Genomic DNA, 21,913 nt, shown 5'->3' with positions numbered 1-21,913 from the left:
ACGGTGGCCTGTTCGATGAGCGCGTCGAGGTCGGCACGCGCCGGGATGGTTCGGCCGTCACCGCGGTGAAGAGCTCACATTTCCTCGCCGGCGGAGCTCATGATGGGACGCACTTCCACCGGCCCGAAACGGGCGTCAGGGAAGCGGGCCGCGATCTCCATCGCCCGTTCGGCGCTCTCGCAGTCGAGGACGAAGTAGCCCGCGAGGTGCTCCTTCGCCTCGACGTACGGGCCGTCCGTGGCCACCGGGGCGCCGCCGCGTACCCGGACGGTCTTGACGTTCACCGGGTCGGCCAGTGCTTCCCCGCCGATCAGCTCGCCGGACTCGGCGATCTCCCGCATCAGCGCGCCGAACTGCGCGCTCATCTCGTCGCGCGCTTCTTCCGGCATGGCCAGCGCTTCGGGCGTGCGCAGGAAGGTGGGGTGCCCCCAGCTCTGTGCGTTGGTGTAGATCATCAGCAGGTACCTCATGGCAGCTCCTCACATTCGTGGCACCCGGGGTGGGTGCCTTCGGTCAGTGGTCGGAGCCGGGGGCGGAGTCTCGACGTCTCCCGGCGAGAAGAAATGCGGGATCAGCCGGCGGCGATGGCCAGTGCGCGGGACGCGGCCTCGCGCAGGGCCGCGGCGCTCTCGTCGAGGGCGGTCCGTTCGGCCTCGGTCATAGTGGGTTCGCGCATCCGCTGCACGCCGCCGGCGCCGAGCACGCTGATCAATGACAATGTGACGTCGTAAGGGGCATGGTAGGCGGCGACCGGCAAGACGGCGCGCTCGTCGCGCAACACTATTTCGACGAGCCTCGCGCAGACGGCGCCGATGCCGTACTGGCTGGCGCCGGTTCCCTCGATGATGGTGATGTTGGCGTACCGGATGTCGTTCTCGATCTCCTGCCGCACCTTGTCGGCGGGCTCGCCGTCGCGGGCGAGCAGTTCCAGGACGGGCAGGCCGGCCACCGACGCCGACGACCACAGCGGCACCTCGGACGTGCCGTGTTCGCCGACCACCATGGCGTGTACGTCTCGGGGACGCACGCGGAGGCGGTCGGCCAGGTGCACGCGGAAGCGCAGGCTGTCGATCAGGGTTCCGGTGGAGAACACGCGGTCGTGGTGGGCCAGGTGGCGGGTGAGGTCCGCGAGCGGGTCCGGCGGGTCGGTGACCACCATCAGCACCGCGTGCGGCGCGACGGCCACGATTTGCGGCACGATGTCGGCGTAGACCCTGGCGTTGGTGTCGAGCAGCCGCAGACGGCCATGCGGATCGGACCGGTCGGTGGCGCCGCCCTTCTTCTCGTTCGTGCCGGCCGTGATCACGACGATGGCGGCGCCGGACAGCGCGTCGTAGCCGCCCGCGCGTACCTCCACCGCCGGAAACAGCGGGGTTGCGGAGCGTACGTCGTCCGCGACCGCGGTCGCACGCGCGGAGTCGATGTCCACCAGCACGATCTCGCGGCACATCCCGCCGCGTTCGATCAATGACAGCACGGTGGCGGCCCCGACCGCGCCGACACCGATCACGCCTACCTTCACGGCTCCATCACCTTGCTCCATAGAGTTGGGCGGAAGGCGGCGGGAGTGCCGCCGCCTTGAACGCCCGTCAACTACTTGCCTGGAGCGACTGGGTTACCCGGAGCGCGCTCGAACTCGTTCACGCCCTCCCCGTCGGGCACGACTGGGGTCCCCGGAGCATTCTCGAGCTCCTTCACGCCCTCCCCGTCGGGCACGACTGGGATCCCCGGAGCATGCTCGAACTCCTTCACGCCCTCCCCACCGGGCACGACTGGGATCCCCGGAGCATGCTCGAACTCGTTCACGCCCTCCTCACCCAGGTAGGCCCTGCTCGTGTCGTTGGTGTCGGCGCAGGTGGCCGTCCTCTCCTGGGCCATCATGGGAACGAACATTTCCAGGAAGCTCGGGCCCTGCGCGCATACGGCGTCCAACGGGCCGCTGAGGTCGTCGTCGGCCAGCGCGGGTCCGGCTGCCAGGAGCAGGGCGGCGGTGGTGGTGGTTACGGCGGTGATGGTGCGTCTGTACATGGGTGATCCCCCCGATGTGGTGTGAAGTGCTCGTTCGCCAGCCTTCGTACCCGGGGGAGTGGATCAAGTTCCTAAGGGTTTGATCCGGAGATCTTTACCCCGTCGAGCGGGCGCGCTGGACCCGGTCGAGGATCACCGGCAGCACCAGGTCGGGCTGATGCCGGTGGATGTGGTGCCCGGAATCGGATCCGTCCCGCCATGACGCCGAGCGGCCACATACGGCTACCTGAGGAGCGGCGAGGTTCAGGCCGGGGCGACCGGGGGTTTGATCGGGGTGCGGCCGCGGCCGAGGAGCCAGAGCATCGCGCCCAGGGCGGCCACCTGGAGCGGCCAGCCCATCGCAATCTTGGCGACCCCGAGCGCGGCGACAGCCTGATCCCCGCCCCCGAACAGGTAGACGGGCCCCTGGACGGCCACCCGCACCGCGCACGGCAGCATGAGCAGCCAGGTCAGCCGCGTGCACAGCTTCACGATGCCCGGGTCCTTGTGCCAGGCGGTCGGGTCGCCGGTGACCGAGCCGATCAGGAAGCCGACGACCGGCCACCGGGTGACGATGGACAGCAACATCGCCACCATGTATCCGGCGTTCCACAGGATGCCGGGCAGGAAGTAGTCCTTCGCATCACCGCTGCGGCTGGCGAAGAACGCGCCGATCGCGATGCCGATCAAGCTGTTGATCACGAACTGCGGCGTGGACCGCTGCACGATCCTGACCACCAGCAGCAGGACCGCCAGCGTGATGCTGACGATCAGCGACGTCTTCAGATCTTCGGTGAAGATCCAGGACAGCGTGAACGCGATCGTCGGCACCGCCGCCTCGATGATGCCGCGCACACCGCCGAAGGCCTTGGTGAGCTGGGCTCGCACCGCCGCCTCAACGGTGTCGTGGGCGACCTCTTCCGCCTCAGCACTCACTGTCAGCTCCCTGGGCGCAGCTCGTAGCGTGGATTGAACATCACCTTGCGCCCGTCCTGCATGCTGACCAGGCCCTCGGCCTTGACCGTGCGGCCGGGCTCGATGCCCGCGATCTTGCGGCGGCCGAGCCAGACCAGGTCGATCACGTCGGACCCGTCGTAGAGCTCGGCCTCAAGAGCGGGGGCACCGCCCCTTGGACGCAGTGTCACCGTACGTAGCGTACCTGCTACGCAGAAGCGCCGTCGGCCGCCACACGACGCGATCGGCGTCGCGCCGACCTCATCGGCGTCTTCTCGTAGCTCCTGGGCCTCGATTTCGGACTGGGGTGATGCCAGCCGACTGAAGAACCCGCGCAATCCTCCGCGTTTCGGAGGCTCTGCCGTACTCATGATGAATCAGCCTATGTGATATCAGCTCTCAGCGAATCTCACTGATTTCAGGTCCTCGTTTGAACGGGCTGAAACCCGGCCCCTCGTCCGTCGTCTCGCCTGTTTGCTCGTTGGGGCGCCGCAGCGGGATCGGCTCCTCACGGGCCATCGGCTCGTCGCCGCGTACGACCACGACGTCCTTCACGAAGTCGATGAACGCCTCTGAGACCGTCTCGTCGTTCGCGCCCTGGCCGGAGATCACCGCGAGCAGGAACCAGCGTGGGCCGTCGATTCCAATGTACCTGGCCGGTCTGGGGTTGCCGTCGGACTTGACCTCGCCGCTCAGCTCGCTGCCGAACGGGCCTTCCCGCTCCGCCAGGTCCTTCGCCTGCGCCCGGATCTTGGTCTTGACCTCGTCCCAGAGGCCCGAGCTGCGCGGCGCGGCCAGCGCCTGGAGCTGCAGCGAGCTCTCCTCGTAGATGACAACGACGCCGACGTGCTGGTCTCCTACCGAGGCCAGCCGTACGTCGAAGTCAGGGTTGTGCGGCAACCGCAGGCCGCCGAGGTCGATCCTGTCGGTCTCGGGGTGGGGCTCGTCGGCGTCCCACGGGCCGGACTCTCGCGTGGGGGCGGCAGGCTCCTGCTCGACCACCTGCTCCGGCTGCTCACGACGACGACGTCGGAACACGTTCCTCACTCTCCCTGCTCATAGGACCGCCCGTGGTGGCCCTGCTCGATTGCTCACTCGATCACCGGACCGCCGGTCAGCGGCCCGTCGATCCGAACCCGTTGTCGCCCCGCACCGAACCCGGCAGGCGTTCGACCTCGTAGAAGGCCGCGCGCTCGACCCGCTGGACCACGAGCTGCGCCACCCGGTCGCCCCGCTGGAGGCGGAACGGCTCCTTGGCATCGGTGTTGATCAGCGTCACCCTGATCTCACCCCGGTATCCGGCGTCGACCGTGCCAGGGGCGTTGACCAGCGTGACGCCGTGCCGGGCCGCCAGCCCCGATCGCGGGTGCACGAACGCGGCGTAACCATCGGGCAGGGCGATCGCCACTCCCGTGCCGATGACGGCCCGCTCTCCCGGCAGCAACTCGACGTCCTCGGCCGCGTAGAGGTCGGCGCCCGCGTCCCCCGGGTGGGCGTAGGACGGCATCGGCAGCTCGGCATCGAGCCGCTGGATGAGGACCTCTACTTTGCTCAAGGTGTCACCTCGTAGTCTGCGGCGGTGGCGGCCGGGCCGCCGTGCTTGGCGAAGTGTCCCATGTTCACCTCGATGAACAGCACTGCCGCGCGGACGGCGACCGGTCCGTAGGGGGCGCCGATGCGTCCCTCAGCCTCAAGGTACGCCTTCCTGCGCGCGATGCCGTTGCACCAGGCGCACAGGTGGTGTGTCGTGCCCACGGGAACGGGGAGAGGCCGCCCCCGGCGGCGGCGTGCCAGGACGCGCCGCGAGCAACGGGGTCGTGAGGGAGGAACGGTCACAGGTCACGAGGCTACTGTGTGTCCGCCCGCCGACTGTCCTCAGTCCTCGCTCTCCCCGCCAGGGAAAGCTGGTCGTCGTCACCGGCACCAATGTGCCCAGGGTTCTCACCGGGCACATGCGGCCCGGCGTCCTTCCCGTGTCCCCCGGTGTCGTCGACACCAGGCCCGGCGCCCTCTCCAGGCGGTCCACCGTCGTCGCCGGGTGGTGGGCCGTCGGTGGACATCTCTTCCTGGGTCGGTGGCGGCAGGGCAGGTGGTTTGTGTCTCAGCTCCGGCAAGGCCCGATAGATCACCGCAGCCACCGGTACGGCCACCGCGGCCCCCGCGATCCCCGCCAGTATGCCCCCGATGGCCAGCACCAGGATGATCGCCAGTGGATGGAAGTTGAGCGCCCGCCCCACGATCAGCGGCTGGAGCACGTGGTTTTCCAGCTGCTGCTCCACGATCAGGATCCCCAGGAAGATCAGCGCGTAGACGAGCCCCTTGGCGCCCAGCGTGACGAGGGTGGCGACGGTGCCGGCGAAGAAGATGCCGACGATGGGGATGAAGCTGGCGAAGAAGATCAGCACGGCCAGCGGCGCCCACAGCGGCACCCCCATCCCGGCCAGCACGATGCCCATGACCAGCCCGTGCACCGCGGCCACGGCGACGGTGCCCTGGACGTAGTGGGAGAGCGTGGCCCACGCGGCCCGCCCGGCCCGGTCCACGCGCGGCGCGATCGTGCCGAACCCTCTCAGGAACCACGCCCAGATCCGGTCGCCGTCTTTGAGCAGGAAGAACGTCACGAACAGCAGGAGCACGATGGACGCCAGCACCTCGAAGGCGACCGCGCCCGCGGACAGGACGGTGCCGGTGATGGCCGTGCGTTGCGCGTTGACCATGGCGGCGATCTCGTCGACGTAGCCCGTGATCTGCGCTTCCTTGAGGTGCAGCGGGCCGATGATCAGCCAGTTTTGCACGGATCTGGCGGTCGCCTGCACCTGCTGGACCAGGTTGGGGAACTCCTCGCTGGCCCGCGCCCCCACCAGCCACCCCGTGCCGGCCAGCACGGTCAGGGCCACCAGCATGGTGATCCAGGTGGCGTAGATGGGCCGCATGCCCGCGTTGCGCAGGCTCTTGGTCAGCGGGAACAGCAGCGCGGTCAGCAGCAACGCGATCGCCACGGGCAGCGCCACGAACGTGAGTCTGGCGATGATCTGGACGAAGAAGTAGACGACCACGCCGACGAGGATCAGGCACACGCACCATGCGGCCATCTTGGCCAGCACGGGCGGCACGAGCTTGGTTGGGCGGTCGGGTAGCACGTCTTCAAGACTGGCACGTCCGGCCCGCGGATGCGCGCCGTTAATCGATCGTGCCTGGTGACAGGCCACTTCGCGGTCCGAGAACACTACCCCGAGGCCGCCTCACCACCCGAAGATCGGGCCTGTGCAACGGGTGGATCGCGTGTCACCGTCATGGTCATGAAGGCTGTGGTGGTCCTGATCGTGCTCGCGTCCCTCATCGGCTCCCCCGCCCCCGCGTACGCCTCCCGCGCCGACCTCGCCCTGGACGTGCTCTCCAGCCGCCCCGACCAGGTCACCGGCGGCGACGCCCTCGTCATGGTCCGCCATCGCAAAGGCGCCGACCCCAAGATCCTGCGCAACGGCCAGGACATCACGAACGACTTCGAACGAACCGAGGACGGGCTGACGGGCCTGGTCACCGGCCTGGCCGAAGGGGACAACACGCTCACCGCCGTGGCCTGGCCGCACAGACAGACCCTGAAGCTCCGCAACCACCCGATCGGGGGCCCGGTCTTCTCGGGCCCGCATCAGTACCCGTTCCTGTGCAAGACCGAGCGCAGCGGCCTCGGCCCGCCCGCCGTGGACAACCAGGACGGCCAGGGCATGCGCGTCACCGGCGGCTGGAGCAGAGACTGCTTCGCCCCGACGGTCAAGGACCGGCTGTACAGATCGACGGACGGCACGTACAAGCCCATGCCCGCCGAACGCCCCGCCGACATGGCCACGACCACGCTGCTGGACGGCCGTACGGTCGACTTCGTGATCCAGAGGGAACGCGGGGTGATCAACCGCTTCCTCTACTCCATCGCCATGATCGAGAACGGCTGGAACGGCCGGGCGATCTACCGGTTCGACGGCGGCGTGGCGATCGGCCACGACCAGGGCACGCTCGGCGGCGCCGCCCTGGACCCGTACGGCCTGGGCAAGGGCTACGCCATCCTGCACTCGTCGGGCACCCGCACCTCCACCCACTACAACCTGATCCTGGGCGGCGAGACGGCCCTCATGGTCAAGGAGCGCTTCATCGAGCAGTACGGAGTCCCGCTCTACACGGTGGGCGTGGGCGGCTCGGGCGGCGCCATCCAGCAGTACATCTACGGCCAGAACTACGGGGATCGGGTGATCGACGCCGCGATCCCGCAATATTCCTATCCGGACATGGTCACCCAGACCATCCACGTGGGCGACTGCGAGCTGCTCGAACGCTACATGGACCACAACCCCCGCTGGGCCCGATGGGACGACAGGACGGCCCTGATCGGCATGAACGCCAGCGACACCGTGGCCAACCCGTACACCGGCAAACCGGGCTCCGACGAGTGCGTCAACGGCTGGCGCGGCCTGACCCCGCTGACCATGAACCCGTTATGGACCTCCAACAACGACCCCGAATGGCAGCGCATGGACCCGCCGGGCGTCAAGGACACCGTGCAGTGGACCCATTGGGACGACCTCCGCAACATCTACGGCACGGACCAGAACGGGTACGCCCGCTCGACCTGGGACAACGTAGGCGTCCAGTACGGCCTCAAGGCGCTCACCGGCGGCGTGCTCACACCGGCCGAGTTCCTCGACGTCAACGCCAAGGCGGGCTCGTGGAAGGAGTCGGCCGACATGGTCCAGGAGGGCTGCCCGTTCGTGCAGTCCGCGTGTCCCGCCGACTTCGACCCGTGGAGCGCCCGCAACGCCGACCTGGGCGACCCGGCCCCCAGGCGCGCCGGAGACCCGATCGCGATCAGGAACGTGCAGCGCAGCGGCCTGGTGTTCAGGGGCGACATCGACATCCCGGTGATCGACTGGCGCCACTACCTGGAGGACCAGCTCGACATGCACAACTCGCACCAGTCGTTCGCCTCCAGGCAGCGCATGCTCGACTACGACGGCCAGGCGGGCAACCAGGTCATCTGGTTCACGGACGCCCGGCCCGGCGGGCCGAGGTTCGACCAGACGCCCGAGGCGCTGCAGGTGATCGACGCCTGGATGGCCAATATCCGGAAATATCCGACGCGCGGCGTCACAGCCAACAAGCCGCCCCAAGCCGTGGACCGCTGCTTCACCACCGACGGCACGCAGATCGCCGCGGGCCCGCACGTCTGGGACGGCATCCTCGACCGCCGCGCCCCCGGCACCTGCACGCAACGCTTCCCGCTGTACTCCACCACCCGCATCGTGGCGGGCGGCCCGCTGGAGGGAGGCGTGTACAAGTGCCCGCTGCAGCCGGTCGACAGGGCCATCGCGAAGGGCCTGTACGGGGCCTGGAAGCCGACTCAGGAGGAGCGGGCGAGGCTGAAGCAGATCTACCCCACGGGAGTCTGCGACTACTGACGCGGAAGGAGCCTCCGAAGGCGGCTACCGGCTGTCCTCCAGCACCGGCAGCTCCCGCATCGTACGCATGGGCGAGGTGAACACCCACAGGAACGCCAGGCAAGCGCCACCCGCCGCGACCAGCAGCGTGTTCCGAACCCCGATCACCTCGCCCAGCACGCCCCCGAGCAGCCCGCCCAGCGGCAGGGTCCCCCAGACGAGGAAGCGCATGGTGGCGTTCATCCGGCCGAGCAGCGGCTCGGGCGTGATCGACTGCCGGAAGCTGAGCTGGGTGACGTTGTAGACGACCACCCCAGCCCCGCCGACGAACTCGAACAACGCGAACAACCCCAGCCGCCAGTCGGCCTCCACCCACGGCAACATGAACATCAGCGGCGCGGGCACCGCGATGGCCAGCCACATCGTCGGCCCCTGCCCTACAAGGCGGGACAGCCGCGCGTTGAGCAGCGCGCCGATGACCCCGCCGAGCCCGCCCGCGGCCATGAGCAGCCCGATCGCGCCCGCGCCCAGTCCCAGCTCCCTGGCCAGCAGCAGCACGATCATCGGCTGGGCCATGGCCCCGAAGAGGTTCGAGGTGGCGGTGCAGCCCGCGATCCGGCGCAGCAGCCGCTGCCCGAACACGAACCTGACGCCTTCGGCGATCTCCTTGCCCAGGTGCGCCCGGCGCTCCCGGGACAGCGTCTCCCGCTTGCGTATCGTCCCCAGGCACAGCGCCGACCAGGCGAACCCGGCCACCGTGGCGACCAGCGCGAAGGGCGCGCTGAGGAACTGGATCAGGTAGCCGCCGGCGCTCGGGCCGCCGAGCTGCGCCACCGTGCGGACGACCTCCAGCGCCGAGTTGCCTTCGACGAGCCGCTCGCGCTCGACCAGGTGCGGCAGGTAACTCTGGTACGCGACGTCGAAGAACACGGTGAACACGCCGAGCACGAGCGCCACCGCGTACAGCTGGTAGATCGACAACACGTCCAGCCACCACGCCAGCGGCACGGACACGAGCGCCGCAGCCCGCGCCCAGTCACTGACGATCATCACGGCGCGCTTGCGTAACCGGTCCACGATCGCGCCCGCAGGCAGCCCGATCATCACGAACGCCAGCGTCTGGCACGCGGCCAGCAGGCCTACCTCGAACTCCGAGGCTCGCAACGCCGTCACCGCGACCAGGGGCAGCGCCAGCATGAGGATCTGGGTGCCCGCCTGGCTGGCGGTGTCGGCGAGGAACAGTCCGCGGAAGTCGTGCTCGCGCAGCAGTCCGAATCGGCTCACCCCAAGAGAGTCCTATAACCGATTGGGAAAAGTCAATCGGCTATAGGGTGGCGTTCCATGGGCACCAAACGCCGCCCCGCCACCGAGGCCGAGGCCCGCGCCCTGGCCTCCGCCGTACGGCTGCGCATCCTGCGACTCTGCCTGGACCAGGCGCTCACCAACAAGGAGATCGCCGGCCGCCTCGGCGCGAACCCGGCGACCACGCTGCACCACGTGCGCAAGCTGGTCGACACCGGCTTCCTGGCCGCCGAGCCCAGCCGTCCCGGCCCGCGCGGCTCCACCGAGATCCCCTACCGGGCCACCGGCAAGTCGTGGGAGATGGACGTCCGCGAGAGCGGCGTGAGCGGGGGCCGCACGGCGATGCTCGACGCCTTCCTGGAGGAGGTCAGGCTCGTCGACCTCGAGGAGGCCGACTTCACCAGGCTCGGCCTCAGGCTCACCGCCGAGGGGCGAGACGAGCTGCGCCGGCGGTTGCAGGAGGTGTTCGACGACTTCCGCGACAGGCGGCCGCCACCGGACGGGGAGGCATATTCGCTGTTCATGGCCCTGCACCGCGACGTCACCCGCGACAAGTGAAAAACGCCGGGCACCCCGCGAAGGGGGTGCCCGGCGTCCGGACGTCAGCCCGGGAAGACCAGTCAGTCGAGGAAGACCTCGACCTTCAGTGCCTCACCGTACTGCAGAACGAACTCCTCCACATGCCCGGCCGCGCAAATGTCGTCCTGCGCCTGCCGGACGAGCTCGATCTCCGGCCCCGAGACGATCAGCCTGGACACCTCGGCCCGCATCGACAGCTTGGACTCCGACTTGGCCTTGCGCACCTGCCCGAGCAGCTCGGACGCCACCGCCAGCACCGCCGGATCCCCCGCCCCGCGCTGCACCGAGGGCCACGACGCGCGGTGGACCGACCCCTCGCGCCACCATGACCACACCTCTTCGGTCACGAAGGGCAGGAACGGCGCGAACAGCCGCAACAGCACGTCGAGCGCCTGCCGCAGGGCGGCGTGGGCGGAGGCGGCCAGCGGACCGGACTCGTACGCACGAGCCTTGACCAGCTCCAGGTAGTCGTCGCAGAACGCCCAGAAGAAGCGCTCCACGGCCTCCAGCGCCCTGGTGTGGTCGTAGGCGCCGAACGCCTCCCCCGCCTCGCGCACGACGTCCGACAGGGCCGCGAGCATCGCGAGGTCGAGCGGCTCGGTGACCTCCCCGTCGCTCTCGGCCAGCCCCAGCACGAACTTCGACGCGTTGAGGATCTTGATCGCGAGCCGCCGCCCGATCTTGAGCTGCCCGGCGTCGAACGCGGTGTCCACGCCGTAGCGCCCGTTGGCCGCCCAGTAGCGCACGGCGTCGGAGCCGTGTTGTTCGAGCAGGTCGAGCGGGGTGACCACGTTGCCCTTGGACTTGGACATCTTCTTGCGGTCGGGGTCGAGGATCCACCCGGAGATCGCCACGTCGCTCCACGGCGACCCGCCGAACTCGTAGTGTGCCCTGACCACGGTCGAGAACAACCAGGTGCGGATGATCTCGTGCGACTGCGAGCGCAGGTCGGCCGGGTAGACGCGCTGGAACAGGTCGTCGTCGGTCTCCCAGCGGCCCGCGATCTGCGGCGTCAGCGACGAGGTGGCCCAGGTGTCCATGACGTCGGGGTCGGCCATGAACCCGCCGGGCACGCCGCGCTGGTCCTCCGAGTAGCCGGGCGGCACGTCGGAGGACGGGTCGACCGGCAGCAGGTCCTCGGACGGGACGATCGGCGCGTCGTGGACGGGCTGCCCCGACTCGTCGATCGGATACCACACCGGGAACGGCACGCCGAAGAACCGCTGCCGCGAGATCAGCCAGTCGCCGTTGAGCCCCTCGACCCAGTTGTCGTAGCGCACCCGCATGTGCGGCGGGTGCCACGCCAGCTCGCGCCCGCGCGCCAGCAGCCGCTCGCGCAGCCCTTCATCGCGGCCGCCGTTGCGGATGTACCACTGGCGGGTGGTGACGATCTCCAGCGGCTTGTCGCCGCGCTCGTAGAACTTCACCGTGCGCTGGACGGGCCGGGGCTCGCCGTCGAGGTCGCCGGACTCGCGCAGCAGCTCCACGATCCGCTCGCGGGCGCTGTGCACGGTCTTGCCGGCCAGCTCCTTGTACGGCTCCTCCTCCACGCCGTCGGGCGGCTCGGGCAGCAGCCGCCCATCCCAGCCGATGATCGGCCGGGTCGGCAGGTGCAGCTCCCGCCACCAGATGACGTCGGTGATGTCGCCGAACGTGCAGATCATCGCGATGCCCGTGCCCTTGCCGGGCTCGGCCAGGCGGTGCGCCAGCACCGGCACCTCGACCCCGAACAGCGGCGTCAGCACCGACGTGCCGAACAGGTCCTGGTAGCGCTCGTCGTCGGGATGCGCGACCAGCGCCACGCACGCCGGGATCAGCTCGGGCCTGGTCGTCTCGATCCAGACCGGGCCCTTCTCGCCGTAGAACGAGATCTTGTGGAAGGCGCCGGGCCACTCCCGGTCCTCCAGCTCGGCCTGGGCGACGGCGGTGCGGAAGCTGACGTCCCAGAGCGTCGGAGCCTCGGCGAGGTAGGCCTCACCGCGCGCCAGGTTGCGCAGGAACGCCCGCTGCGACACCGCCCGCGACACGTCGCCGATCGTGGTGTAGAGCAGCGACCAGTCCACCGACAGGCCGACCCGCCGCCACACCTCCTCGAACGCCCGCTCGTCGAGGGCGGTCAGCCGGTGGCACAGCTCGACGAAGTTACGCCGCGAGATGGAGATTTCGCGTTTGCCCGGCTTCTCCGGTGGAACGAAGCCGGGGTCGTAGGGCAGCGAGGGATCGCAGCGCACGCCGTAGACGTTCTGCACCCGCCGCTCGGTGGGCAGGCCGTTGTCGTCCCAGCCGATGGGGTAGAACACCGACTTGCCGATCATCCGCTGATAGCGGGCCATGATGTCGGTGTGGGTGTAGGAGAAGACGTGACCGACGTGCAACGAGCCGGACACCGTCGGCGGCGGCGTGTCGATGGAGTAGACCTGCTCGCGCGGCTTGGACCGGTCGAAGCGGTAGGTCCCCTCGTCCTCCCAGCGAGCTACCCATACCTGCTCCAAGCCATCAAGGGTCGGCTTTTCCGGCATGGATGCATGGCGTAGTCGCTGCTGAGTCATGCCTCCTTATGGTACGGCTTCGCCGGCCCGGCACGCGGTAGAGACTAGTGTTCGTTACAAAGGGGAAGGGAGAGCGGCATGGCGGAGGACAAGCCCGATATCGCCTGGCGGGTCATCGGGGGCCTGGTGGGTCTGGTGACCGCCTGGGCGGCGAGGAAGATCCTCGGATTCGTCTGGACGAAGGCGACCGGCAAGGAGCCGCCGGTCGACACCGACTCGCCCGAAGTCAGCATGGGTGAGGCGATCGGCTACGCCGTGGTCATGGGCGTTGGCATGTCCGTGGCGCAGATCGTGGTCAACCGGACCGCCAAGAAGCGCTACGACGCGTGGAAATCGGTGAAGCAGGTGACTCCAGGGCATTGAGAAACTCATTTGCCCAGCGGTCCACGTCGTAGGTGGCCACCCGGCGGCGCATGGTGCGCATCCGCCGGGCCAGCTCGTGCGGCGTGGCCCGCATCGCCGCCAGCATCTGCCGCTTGACGTCCTCCACGTCGTACGGATTGACCAGATAGGCCTGCCGCAGCTCGTCGGCGGCCCCGGCGAACTCGCTGAGCACCAGCCCGCCGTGCAGGTCGTGGTGGCAGGAGACGTACTCCTTGGCCACCAGGTTCATGCCGTCGCGCAGCGGGGTCACGACCATGACGTCGGCGGCGAGATAGAGCGCGGCCAGCTCGTCGTGGTCGTAGGACTGGTGGAAATACTGCACCGGCTGGTAGCCGAGCTGGGCGTGCTCGCCGTTGATCCGGCCGACCTGCAGCTCGATGTCGTCGCGTAGCCGGCGATACTCGTCCACCCGCTCCCTGCTCGGCGTGGCGATCTGCACGAATACGGCCTCGTTCGGCGCCAGCCGCCCGTCCTTGAGCAGCTCGCCGAACGCCTCCAGCCGCTGCCCGATGCCCTTGGTGTAGTCGAGCCTGTCGACGCCGAGCAGCACGTGCTCGGGGTCGCCCAGCTCCACCCTGATCTCCTTGGCCCGCGCCTGGATCTGCGGCTCGCGCACCAGCGAGTCGAGGTGCGCGAAGTCCACGGAGATCGGGAACGCCTGCGTCGTCACGACCCGGTCGTCGAGGAAGATCTCGTTCCCCTTGTACGGCAGCCCGAGCAGCCGCCGGCACAACCGCCGGAAGTTCGAGGCGCCGCCGGGCAGCTGGAAGCCCACCAGGTCGGCCCCGAGCAGCCCCTCGACCAGTTCCTTGCGCCACGGCAACCGCCAGAACAGCTCTGTCGGCGGGAACGGGATGTGCAGGAAGAACCCGATCCGCAGGTCGGGCCGGAGCCGGCGCAGCATGGCGGGCACGAGCTGCAGCTGGTAGTCCTGCACCCAGACGACCGCGCCCTTCTCGGCGGCCGCGGCGGCGGCGTTGGCGAAGCGCTCGTTGACGGTCCGGTACGCCTCCCACATCCGCCGGTGGTAGACCGGCGGCGCCACCACGTCGTGGTAGAGCGGCCACAGCGTGGCGTTGGAGAAGCCCTCGTAGTAGAGCTCCACCTCACGGGCCGACAGGGGGACGGGGATGAGGTTCATGCCGTTCTGCTCGAACGGCTCCAGCCGCTCGTCGGGCGCTCCGTGCCAGCCGGCCCAGGCGCCGTGGCGGCGCTGCATCACCGGCGCGATGGCGGTGACGAGCCCCCCAGGACTCCTGCGCCACGAGGCCGCTCCGTCAGGCTCGATCGTGCGGTCCACCGGCAACCGGTTCGCGACGATCAGAAACGAGCTACGGCCAGTCACGCAGTCCTCCTAAGGGCTCAAGTATCAGCAGAACCGCGAAGCGCGCGGCTCACGGCGTCCACCACCAACTCCGGCCCCGCGTGGGGGATGATCGCGGCGATATGGGAATCGGGCCTGATGAGCCATGCCTCACCCGGCTCCGCGCCGAGCCTCTCAGCGAGCGAGCCAGTCCCATCCACCTCCGCGAGCCCGCGGACGGCGAGCGGCACCGTAATGACCTTGCCCAAGACCTGCGCAAACAAACGCGAATCGCACATATCGCCCAGCAGAACGAGGAATCCATCACGGCAGAGCTCGCGCAGCCGGCCCCCGGGAACCCGCATGTCGGGCAGGATCACCCCCGGCGCGGGCACGCACAGCGCCCCCCTGGGCGGCCGACCCCGGAACGGCCGTCCCGGCTCCGGCGTGGTGAGCGGCGAGTCGACATACCAGTACGGCTCCGCGAACCTGCCCGAGTCCACCTCCTCGACCACCCCCCCTTCCAGCACCGCCCGCCGGCGCATCCGCTCCTCCACGGTCCGCGGCGCGAGGAAGCGCATGGTGGCCGCGGTGATCTCCAGGTTCTCCCTGGCCGCCGCGTGCCGCTCGATGTGGTACGTCTCCAGCAGGTCGTCCCCGGCCCAGCCGTTGAGCGCGAAGGCCAGCTTCCAGGCAGCGTTCTCGGCGTCGGGCACGCCGGAGTTGAGCCCCCGCGCGCCGAACGGAGCCACCAGGTGGGCGCAGTCGCCCGCCAGCAGCACCCGGCCGACGCGCATGCGGGAGGCGATGCGCGAATGGAAGCGGTACGTGGTGCGCCAGAGCAGCTCGTACGACCGATCTCCGATGATTTGCCGGATTTTTCGCGAAATATCGGTATCTGTTGGGATGTAGTCGGGTGCGATCTGCCAGTCGATCCTGAACGTGCCTCCCGGGCAGGGATGGATCAGCACCTGCCGGCCGGGGTTCCACACGGGGTCGAAGTAGAAGCGGCGCTCGTTCTCCCAGCCGGGCAGGTCGGCCTTGATGTCGCAGATCAGGAACTGGTCGTCGAACGTCTCCCCGTCGAACGTGACGCCGAGCGCCTGGCGTACCGGCTGGGCTCTGGCGCCGGCGCAGGCCAGCACGTAGGGCGCGCGCAGCAGCCGCTGGCCGCAGTGGACAATCGTTCCCGAGTCGTCCTGGGTGAGGCCGGTGACCTGGTGGTTCCAACGGACCTCGATGAGCGGCTGGGCGGCGATGGCCTCGTCGAGGATCTGCTCGGTGCGGGTCTGGGAGATGTTCACGCAGGCCGGCAGCGGGCCCTCGCGCTCGAACGACCAGGAGAGCAGCTCGCGGTCGCGGAAGTAGGTGCGGGCAGTGGTCCAGGCCAGGCCCTCCTCGGCCACCTTTCCCGCACCGGCGGCGGCCCAGATGTCGAGCACGTCGCGCTGCTGGCAGATGGACTTCGACCCGACGGTCCCCCGCCCCGGACGCTGGTCGAGCACCAGGACCTGGATGCCCCAGCGGGCCAGCAGCAGCGCGGCGGTCTGCCCGACAGGGCCCGCGCCGACCACGATGACCTGCGCCTGGGTGTTCATGATTGGAGTTGGTCCCAGACCTCGCGGTCGCGCTCGGCGGTCCAGATGCGCGGCCGCTCGATGCCGTGCAACTCGTCCCAGAGCCTGGAGACGTTGAACGGCAGGCAGTGCTCGAAGATCGGCCAGGACCCGTATTGCGGTGCCAGGGCCCGGTGCGTGCGGTCGAACGCCTCCTTCAGCGTGCCCGCCGCGCCGACCTCGCGCAGCATCACGGCGAGGAATTCGCGCGTCTGGGCGATCGCCGCGTCCACGCCCCGCTTGCCCCGCGCCACCGCTCCCCTGCCGCCGACCAGCGTCTCCGCGCCGAACGACGCCACCCGGTCGAGCGTCGACGACGACCATTCGCGGTGGAAGGCGTCGCCGGTGTAGAGGGCGGCCTGGGACTCGACCAGGTCTCCGGCGAACATGATCCGCCGCCGCGGCAGCCAGGCCACCAGGTCGCCCTCGGTATGGCCGCGGCCGCAGTGTTCGAGGACCAGGTCACCGCGCTCGCCGCCGAGGTCGATGGTGAACCTGTCGCTGAACGTCGCCGTCGGCCACGTCAGCCCGGGAATCGACGCGGGCTCCTTGAACAGGCGGGGCATCCTGGCGTACTCGCTGGCCCAGTCCTGCTCGCCGCGCTCGGCGATCAGCTCGCGGGTCTTCTCGTGCGTCACGATCACGTCCGCGCCGAACGCCGACGCGCCCAGCACCCTGACCGCGTGGTAGTGCGACAACACCAGGTACCTGATCGGTTTGTCGGTGTGCTCGCGCAGCCGGGCGAGCCACGCGCGGGCGGCCACCGGCGTGGCCAGGGCCTCGAAGCAGACGAGGAAGTCCTCGCCCTCGATCGCGCCCACGTTCGGGTCGCCTTCGGCCGTGAGCGCGTAGACGCCCTCGGCCGGCACCTCCAGCGACTGCTGCTTCTCGCCGAGATCCGCCGACGAGGCGAACGGCTTGGCCATCACCCCTCCTGCTATGCCGGACGTCTGGACTGGACCACGTGGAAGCGGCCCGCCACGTAGCCGGGGTCGGTCAGCGAGGCCGTGGCGGCCGGGTTGGCGCCGGAGCCGTGATAGTCGCTGAACGCGGCCGACTGGTTGACGAAGACGCCGCCGGTGAGGTTGCACGACAGGTTGACGCCCGCGTCGATGGCGGCGTGTTCGGCCTGGTCGAGCACGTCGTCGGAGGTGGAGTAGGCCGAGGCGGTGAGCGCGCCGCGGGCCTTGATCGTGCGCCGCAGCACGTCGAGGCTCTCCTCGGTCGAGCCGGTCGGGATGACGAACGAGATCGGCCCGAAGTGCTCGTGCCCGTAAATATCGGATTTATCCGGATCGACCTTCACGATCACCGGCGTCCGTACCACCGCGTCCGGGAACGACGGGTGCTTGAGCGGCCGCGACTCCAGCACCACGTCGCCGAGCGAGGGCGCGGCCTCCACCCGCGCCAGTACGTCGGGGTTGACGATGGCGCCGGTCAGCTCGACCGCGCGGGCGTCGTCGCCGAGCAGCCTGCCGACCGCGCCGGCCAGCCCCGCGGCGACCTCGTCGAAGCTCTTGTGCCCCTCGTCGGTCTCGATCCCGCTCGCGGGGACCAGGATGTTCTGTGGCGCGGTGCACATCTGGCCGCTGTAGAGCGACAACGAGAACGCCAGGTTGCCCAGCATGCCGCGCCAGGAGCCGGTGGAGTCGACGACGATCGTGTTGACCCCGGCCTTCTCGGTGTTGACCAGGGCCTGGGGAGCGTTCCGCTCCAGCCAGTCGCCGAACTCGGTGGAGCCGGTGAAGTCCACGATGCGGATGTCGGGATGGGTGGCCAGCTCCTTGGCCAGGCCCCTGCCCTCCTCCACGGCCAGCGAGACCAGCGCCGGGTCGAAGCCGGCCTCGGACAGCACCTGGCGGGCGATCTGGACGGTGATCGCGAGCGGCAGGATGGCGCGCGGGTGCGGCTTGACGATCACCGGGTTGCCGGTGACGAGCGAGGCGAACAGCCCCGGGTACGCGTTCCAGGTAGGGAACGTGTTGCAACCGATCACCAGCGCCACGCCCCTGGGCACGACGGTGAAGCGCTTGTCCATGACCAGCGGGTCGCCCTTGGCCGGCTTCTCCCAGCGGGCGGTGGCGGCCGAGGAGGTCATGGCGGCGTAGCCGTACGCGATGGCCTCCAGCGCGCGGTCCTGCGCGTGCGGCCCGCCCGCCTGGAACGCCATCACGAACGCCTGGCCGGTCGTGTGCTGCACCGCGCCGGCCAGCTCGAAGCTGCGCTGGTTGATCCGGTTGACGATCTCGACGCAGGCCAGCGCGCGGGTCTCGGGCCCGGCGTCCCGCCAGGCCGGCAGCGCCGCCTTCGCCGCGCCGACCAGCTCCTCCACGATCGGCTCCGGGTAGGTGACGCCGAGATCGATCCCGTACGGCGACCGCTCGGCGCCGATCCAGGACCCGGTGCCGCCCTGATCGAGGGGGAACGGTTTGCCGAGGTAGGACTCGAACGCCTGCTTGCCCCGCTCGGCCGCTCCCTCGCCATAGACGCGCGGGCTCGGCGACTCGGGATAGGCGCTCCAGTATCCCCGCGACGCGATCGCGGAAAGGGCTTTCTCCAGAGTCACGCGATGTTGTTCGAACATGTTGTTCACCCTCTTGACAGGGATCGGCCAGACGGTGAAGTGTTTACCGAACATTCGGTCAGTTGACAAGGGAGACTTGCGTTGGAGAGCGCGCGTCGCATGATGGACGCCGACACAGCCTCCGCGGCCCTGGGCATCGAGTTGATTGAGCTGGGCGAGGGCCGGGCGGCGTGTCGCATGGCCGTGACCCGCCAGATGGTCAACGGGCACGACCTGTGCCACGGCGGATACGTGTTCCTGCTGGCCGACACGGCGTTCGCGTGCGCGTGCAACAGCCACGGCCCGGTGACGGTGGCGGCGGGCGCGGAAATCACGTTCGTCTCCCCCGCCCGCGAGGGCGACGTGCTGGTGGCCGAGGCCGCCGAGCGGACCCGCTACGGCCGCAGCGGCATCTACGACATCACCGTACGCGGGCCGGGCGGCCGGGTGGTCGCGGAGTTCCGCGGCCGCAGCAGGGAACTGAGATGAGGGTGACAGGCGAATGAGACTCGGCGATCCCCCCGCGCCGGAGGAGCTCGACCCGATCGAACGGGTGTCCCGTGACGAGCTCATGGCACTCCAGCTCGAACGACTGCAATGGACACTCAGCCACGCCTATCAGCATGTCCCGTTTTATCGGGATAAATTCGATAGCGCGGGCGTGCATCCGAGCGACTGCAAGGACCTGCGCGACCTGGCCGGCTTCCCCTTCACCACCAAGCAGGACCTGCGCGACCACTACCCGTTCGGCATGTTCGCCGTCCCCCGCGAGCGGGTGGCCAGGATCCACGCCTCCAGCGGCACCACGGGCAAGCCGACCGTGGTGGGCTACACCAGCAACGACGTGGACGTATGGGCGGACGTCATGGCCCGCTCGATCCGCGCGGGCGGCGGGCGGCCCGGGGACATCGTGCACGTGGCCTACGGCTACGGCCTGTTCACCGGCGGTCTGGGCGCGCACTACGGGGCCGAGCGGCTGGGCTGCACGGTGGTGCCGGTCTCCGGCGGCATGACCGCCCGCCAGGTGGCGCTCATCACGGACTTCCGGCCCGGGATCGTCATGGTGACGCCGTCGTACATGCTGGCCCTGCTGGACGAGTTCGAGTCGCAGGGGCTGGACCCGCGGGCGTCGTCGTTGCGGATCGGGATCTTCGGCGCCGAGCCCTGGACCGAGCGCATGCGCACGGAGATCGAGGAGCGCTTCGACCTGCACGCCGTGGACATCTACGGCCTGTCGGAGGTCATGGGCCCCGGCGTGGCGAACGAGTGCGTGGAGAGCAAGGACGGCCTGCACGTCTGGGAGGACCACTTCTACCCGGAGACGGTCGACCCCCTCACCGGCGAGCCGGCGGACGCGGGCGAGCTGGTCTTCACCAGCCTCACCAAGGAGGCCATGCCGGTCATCCGCTACCGCACGCGCGACCTGACCAGATTGCTGCCCGGCACCGCCAGGCCCGCGTTCCGGCGCATGGAGAAGGTGACCGGCCGCACCGACGACATGATCGTCTTGCGTGGGGTGAACGTGTTCCCGACCCAGATCGAGGAGCTCGTCCTGCGTACGCCGGGCCTGTCGCCGCACTTCCAGCTGCACCTGACCCGCCCGGAACGGCTCGACGTGATGACCGTCAGGGTCGAGGCGCGCCCCGGCTTCGACGGGCGGGCAGAGGCGGGCGCGACGCTGCGCCGGGCGGTCAGGGACACCGTCGGCGTACGCGTGGAGGTCGAGGTCGTGGACCCGGAGACGCTGGAGCGCTCGGTCGGCAAGCTCAAACGAGTCATCGACAAGCGGGATAATTAACGACATGGCCACCCCGACCCCCACCCGGAAACGCGGGCACGACCCGGAGTCCGTGTTGTCGATCGCCGTGGGCGTCTTCAACGAGCGCGGCTACGACGGGACGAGCATGGAGGACCTGGCCAGGGCGCTCGGCGTGACCAAGTCGGCCATCTACTACCACGTGCCGGGCAAGGAGCAGCTGCTCGCGCGGGCGCTCGACCGGGCGCTCGACGGGCTGTTCGCGATGGTGGCCGACGAGCGCGCCGCCTCGGGTCCCGCGATCGACCGCCTGGAGTGGGTCGTACGACAGAGCGTGCGGATCCTCATCGACCGGCTGCCGTACGTGACGCTGTTGCTGCGGGTGCGCGGCAACAGCGTGACCGAGCAGGCGGCGCTGGAGCGGCGGCGGGAGTTCGACGGGTTCATCGGCCACCTGGTCAAGGATGCGGCGGCGGACGGGAGCATCCGGCCGGACGTGGATCCCGCGCTGGTGACGCGGCTGTTGTTCGGGACCGTGAACTCGATCGCCGAGTGGTACCAGCCCGCGCGCGGCGCCTCGCCGGAGGACCTGGCCGACGCGCTGCTCAAGATGACCTTCAACGGCCTGCGCGCCGCGCCGCTGGACTAGGGGTTCAGCTCGTCGCGTGACTGGGGATCGACCTCCGCCTGGCGTGGGCCGGCGGGCAGCGGCCGCTTGCCGCGCAGGTCGTCCCGGATGATCTGGCCGAGCTTCTTCGTCGCCATCCTGTTGAGCGCGCCGCCCGCGATCGCGCCGGTCAGGAACGGGCCGAGGGTGGTCAGGTGGCGCCCGAGCGTGCGCATGAGACGGTTGCGCAGAGCCGTCTTCGTGGCCGCACCGAGCGCGAGCGAGACGGAGGCGGGGGCGAGTGGGTCGATGCCGCGCTGCTTGGCCCAGGCCGCGGTGAAGGCGACGGCACGCTGGGTGCCGGTGCCCTGGACGCGTACGCCGTAGACCTCGTGCAGCTCGGCCAGGAGTTTGACCTCGATGGCGGAGACGACGATGGTCTCGGCCACGAGCTGCGCGGGGGCGGAGAGCAGGAGAGGTGGTGCGGCGAACTCGGCCGCCGCGAGCGCTCCGCCGATGGCGCCGACCGTCATCGTGGCCTTCTGGGCGGTGCGCACCAGGTCGTCGGCGAGCTCCTCGCCGGTCAGGCCATGATGGTGCTCGGAAAGAGTGTGCAGATCTCTGATCGGGATGCGCGGCGCGATGTTGAGGAAGACGTCCGCCAGCCAGCGCCCCCGGCCCGCGCCGTTCGCCCGTGCCCGCTTCGCCCCGGCGGACAGGGCTTGAGCTAGACGGCCGAGCAGCCTGCGCCGCTCGGCCGGCTCGAGCTCACCAGGCGTGGCGAGCCTGCCTACGAGCTCGCCGACCTCACGGTCGGGGTCGGCGATCTCACGGCCTGGTTGACGGTCCTTCTCTGGTACGGCCACG

At 69.6% G+C, this 21,913-nt stretch carries 22 protein-coding genes; 6 read left to right on the top strand and 16 right to left on the bottom strand.

Annotated elements, in window-relative coordinates; all coding sequences use genetic code 11:
- Positions 1 to 74: 74 nt before the first annotated feature.
- The 9 genes from ACFLIM_RS32725 to ACFLIM_RS32685 all read right to left on the bottom strand — a co-directional run bounded on the left by ACFLIM_RS32725 (position 75) and on the right by ACFLIM_RS32685 (position 6,101).
- Positions 75 to 470 carry a YciI family protein gene (locus ACFLIM_RS32725; RefSeq protein ID WP_393172102.1) on the bottom strand — a complete coding sequence of 132 codons (396 nt, stop codon included), beginning with the start codon at positions 468 to 470 and terminating at the stop codon, positions 75 to 77.
- A 101-nt stretch (positions 471 to 571) separates the two neighbouring features.
- The gene (locus ACFLIM_RS32720) at positions 572 to 1,522 is read right to left on the bottom strand and encodes a lactate/malate family dehydrogenase (protein WP_393172101.1); all 951 of its coding nucleotides are present in this window, start codon (positions 1,520 to 1,522) and stop codon (positions 572 to 574) included.
- A gap of 71 nt (positions 1,523 to 1,593) precedes the next feature.
- Complete coding sequence (locus tag ACFLIM_RS32715; RefSeq protein WP_393172099.1) at positions 1,594 to 2,028, bottom strand: hypothetical protein; 435 nt, start codon at positions 2,026 to 2,028, stop codon at positions 1,594 to 1,596.
- Between the two features lie 243 nt (positions 2,029 to 2,271).
- A complete protein-coding gene (locus tag ACFLIM_RS32710; protein WP_393172097.1) occupies positions 2,272 to 2,943 on the bottom strand; it encodes a DUF3159 domain-containing protein in 672 nt (223 codons plus the stop codon).
- A gap of 2 nt (positions 2,944 to 2,945) precedes the next feature.
- On the bottom strand, positions 2,946 to 3,152 hold the full coding sequence (locus ACFLIM_RS50380; RefSeq protein ID WP_225289212.1) for an OB-fold nucleic acid binding domain-containing protein: 207 nt from the start codon (positions 3,150 to 3,152) through the stop codon (positions 2,946 to 2,948).
- Between the two features lie 208 nt (positions 3,153 to 3,360).
- Complete coding sequence (locus ACFLIM_RS32700) at positions 3,361 to 3,999, bottom strand: DUF3710 domain-containing protein (protein ID WP_393172095.1); 639 nt, start codon at positions 3,997 to 3,999, stop codon at positions 3,361 to 3,363.
- A gap of 76 nt (positions 4,000 to 4,075) precedes the next feature.
- Complete coding sequence (gene dut, locus ACFLIM_RS32695) at positions 4,076 to 4,516, bottom strand: dUTP diphosphatase (RefSeq protein WP_393172093.1); 441 nt, start codon at positions 4,514 to 4,516, stop codon at positions 4,076 to 4,078.
- Positions 4,513 to 4,716 (bottom strand): hypothetical protein, encoded by a 204-nt coding sequence (locus tag ACFLIM_RS32690; protein WP_393172092.1) that lies wholly within the window; start codon positions 4,714 to 4,716, stop codon positions 4,513 to 4,515. The genes dut and ACFLIM_RS32690 overlap by 4 nt, the downstream gene beginning before the upstream one ends.
- A 92-nt stretch (positions 4,717 to 4,808) precedes the next feature.
- Positions 4,809 to 6,101 carry an AI-2E family transporter gene (locus ACFLIM_RS32685; protein WP_393172091.1) on the bottom strand — a complete coding sequence of 431 codons (1,293 nt, stop codon included), beginning with the start codon at positions 6,099 to 6,101 and terminating at the stop codon, positions 4,809 to 4,811.
- Positions 6,102 to 6,260: 159 nt separating this feature from the next.
- Between ACFLIM_RS32685 and ACFLIM_RS32680 the strand changes: the two genes are divergently transcribed.
- On the top strand, positions 6,261 to 8,408 hold the full coding sequence (locus ACFLIM_RS32680) for a DUF6351 family protein (RefSeq protein ID WP_393172090.1): 2,148 nt from the start codon (positions 6,261 to 6,263) through the stop codon (positions 8,406 to 8,408).
- 24 nt (positions 8,409 to 8,432) lie between these two features.
- On the opposite strand, the gene ACFLIM_RS32675 is transcribed toward ACFLIM_RS32680, so the two are convergent.
- A complete protein-coding gene (locus ACFLIM_RS32675; RefSeq protein WP_393172088.1) occupies positions 8,433 to 9,671 on the bottom strand; it encodes an MFS transporter in 1,239 nt (412 codons plus the stop codon).
- Between the two features lie 57 nt (positions 9,672 to 9,728).
- Here ACFLIM_RS32675 and ACFLIM_RS32670 point away from each other — a divergent pair, with 57 nt between their 5' ends.
- Positions 9,729 to 10,247 (top strand): ArsR/SmtB family transcription factor, encoded by a 519-nt coding sequence (locus ACFLIM_RS32670; protein ID WP_393172086.1) that lies wholly within the window; start codon positions 9,729 to 9,731, stop codon positions 10,245 to 10,247.
- A gap of 62 nt (positions 10,248 to 10,309) precedes the next feature.
- On the opposite strand, the gene valS is transcribed toward ACFLIM_RS32670, so the two are convergent.
- Positions 10,310 to 12,787 carry a valine--tRNA ligase gene (gene valS / locus ACFLIM_RS32665; protein WP_393172085.1) on the bottom strand — a complete coding sequence of 826 codons (2,478 nt, stop codon included), beginning with the start codon at positions 12,785 to 12,787 and terminating at the stop codon, positions 10,310 to 10,312.
- A gap of 108 nt (positions 12,788 to 12,895) precedes the next feature.
- Between valS and ACFLIM_RS32660 the strand changes: the two genes are divergently transcribed.
- A complete protein-coding gene (locus ACFLIM_RS32660; RefSeq protein WP_393172083.1) occupies positions 12,896 to 13,180 on the top strand; it encodes a DUF4235 domain-containing protein in 285 nt (94 codons plus the stop codon).
- On the opposite strand, the gene ACFLIM_RS32655 is transcribed toward ACFLIM_RS32660, so the two are convergent.
- From ACFLIM_RS32655 to paaN, 4 genes are read right to left on the bottom strand one after another with little or no spacing between them, the layout of a single operon-like run.
- The gene (locus tag ACFLIM_RS32655) at positions 13,113 to 14,546 is read right to left on the bottom strand and encodes an alpha,alpha-trehalose-phosphate synthase (UDP-forming) (RefSeq protein WP_393172081.1); all 1,434 of its coding nucleotides are present in this window, start codon (positions 14,544 to 14,546) and stop codon (positions 13,113 to 13,115) included. The two genes, ACFLIM_RS32660 and ACFLIM_RS32655, sit on opposite strands and share 68 nt — an antisense overlap.
- 17 nt (positions 14,547 to 14,563) lie before the next feature.
- Positions 14,564 to 16,102 (bottom strand): FAD-dependent monooxygenase, encoded by a 1,539-nt coding sequence (locus tag ACFLIM_RS32650; protein ID WP_393172080.1) that lies wholly within the window; start codon positions 16,100 to 16,102, stop codon positions 14,564 to 14,566.
- The gene (locus ACFLIM_RS32645; protein WP_393172078.1) at positions 16,099 to 17,046 is read right to left on the bottom strand and encodes an MBL fold metallo-hydrolase; all 948 of its coding nucleotides are present in this window, start codon (positions 17,044 to 17,046) and stop codon (positions 16,099 to 16,101) included. The genes ACFLIM_RS32650 and ACFLIM_RS32645 overlap by 4 nt, the downstream gene beginning before the upstream one ends.
- Before the next feature lie 11 nt (positions 17,047 to 17,057).
- On the bottom strand, positions 17,058 to 18,704 hold the full coding sequence (gene paaN, locus ACFLIM_RS32640; RefSeq protein WP_393172076.1) for a phenylacetic acid degradation protein PaaN: 1,647 nt from the start codon (positions 18,702 to 18,704) through the stop codon (positions 17,058 to 17,060).
- 99 nt (positions 18,705 to 18,803) lie between these two features.
- On the opposite strand from paaN, the gene paaI reads away from it, so the two are divergent.
- From paaI to ACFLIM_RS32625, 3 genes are read left to right on the top strand one after another with little or no spacing between them, the layout of a single operon-like run.
- Positions 18,804 to 19,172, top strand: a complete 369-nt coding sequence (gene paaI, locus ACFLIM_RS32635; RefSeq protein WP_393172126.1) for a hydroxyphenylacetyl-CoA thioesterase PaaI — start codon at positions 18,804 to 18,806, stop codon at positions 19,170 to 19,172.
- Positions 19,173 to 19,185: 13 nt separating this feature from the next.
- Positions 19,186 to 20,481, top strand: coding sequence for a phenylacetate--CoA ligase PaaK (gene paaK, locus ACFLIM_RS32630; protein WP_393172074.1), 1,296 nt, complete (start codon positions 19,186 to 19,188; stop codon positions 20,479 to 20,481).
- 4 nt (positions 20,482 to 20,485) lie between these two features.
- Entirely contained in the window at positions 20,486 to 21,088 is a 603-nt protein-coding gene (locus ACFLIM_RS32625; RefSeq protein WP_393172072.1) for a TetR/AcrR family transcriptional regulator, read from the top strand.
- Here ACFLIM_RS32625 and ACFLIM_RS32620 read toward each other — a convergent pair.
- A complete protein-coding gene (locus tag ACFLIM_RS32620; protein ID WP_393172070.1) occupies positions 21,085 to 21,912 on the bottom strand; it encodes a hypothetical protein in 828 nt (275 codons plus the stop codon). The two genes, ACFLIM_RS32625 and ACFLIM_RS32620, sit on opposite strands and share 4 nt — an antisense overlap.
- Position 21,913: the final 1 nt, after the last annotated feature.

It is taken from the genome of Nonomuraea marmarensis (assembly GCF_043197025.1).
In the GTDB taxonomy this organism is placed as follows: domain Bacteria; phylum Actinomycetota; class Actinomycetes; order Streptosporangiales; family Streptosporangiaceae; genus Nonomuraea; species Nonomuraea marmarensis.
Note: the sequence above shows the minus strand (reverse complement) of the source record. Positions and strands in the feature narration are given on the sequence as shown.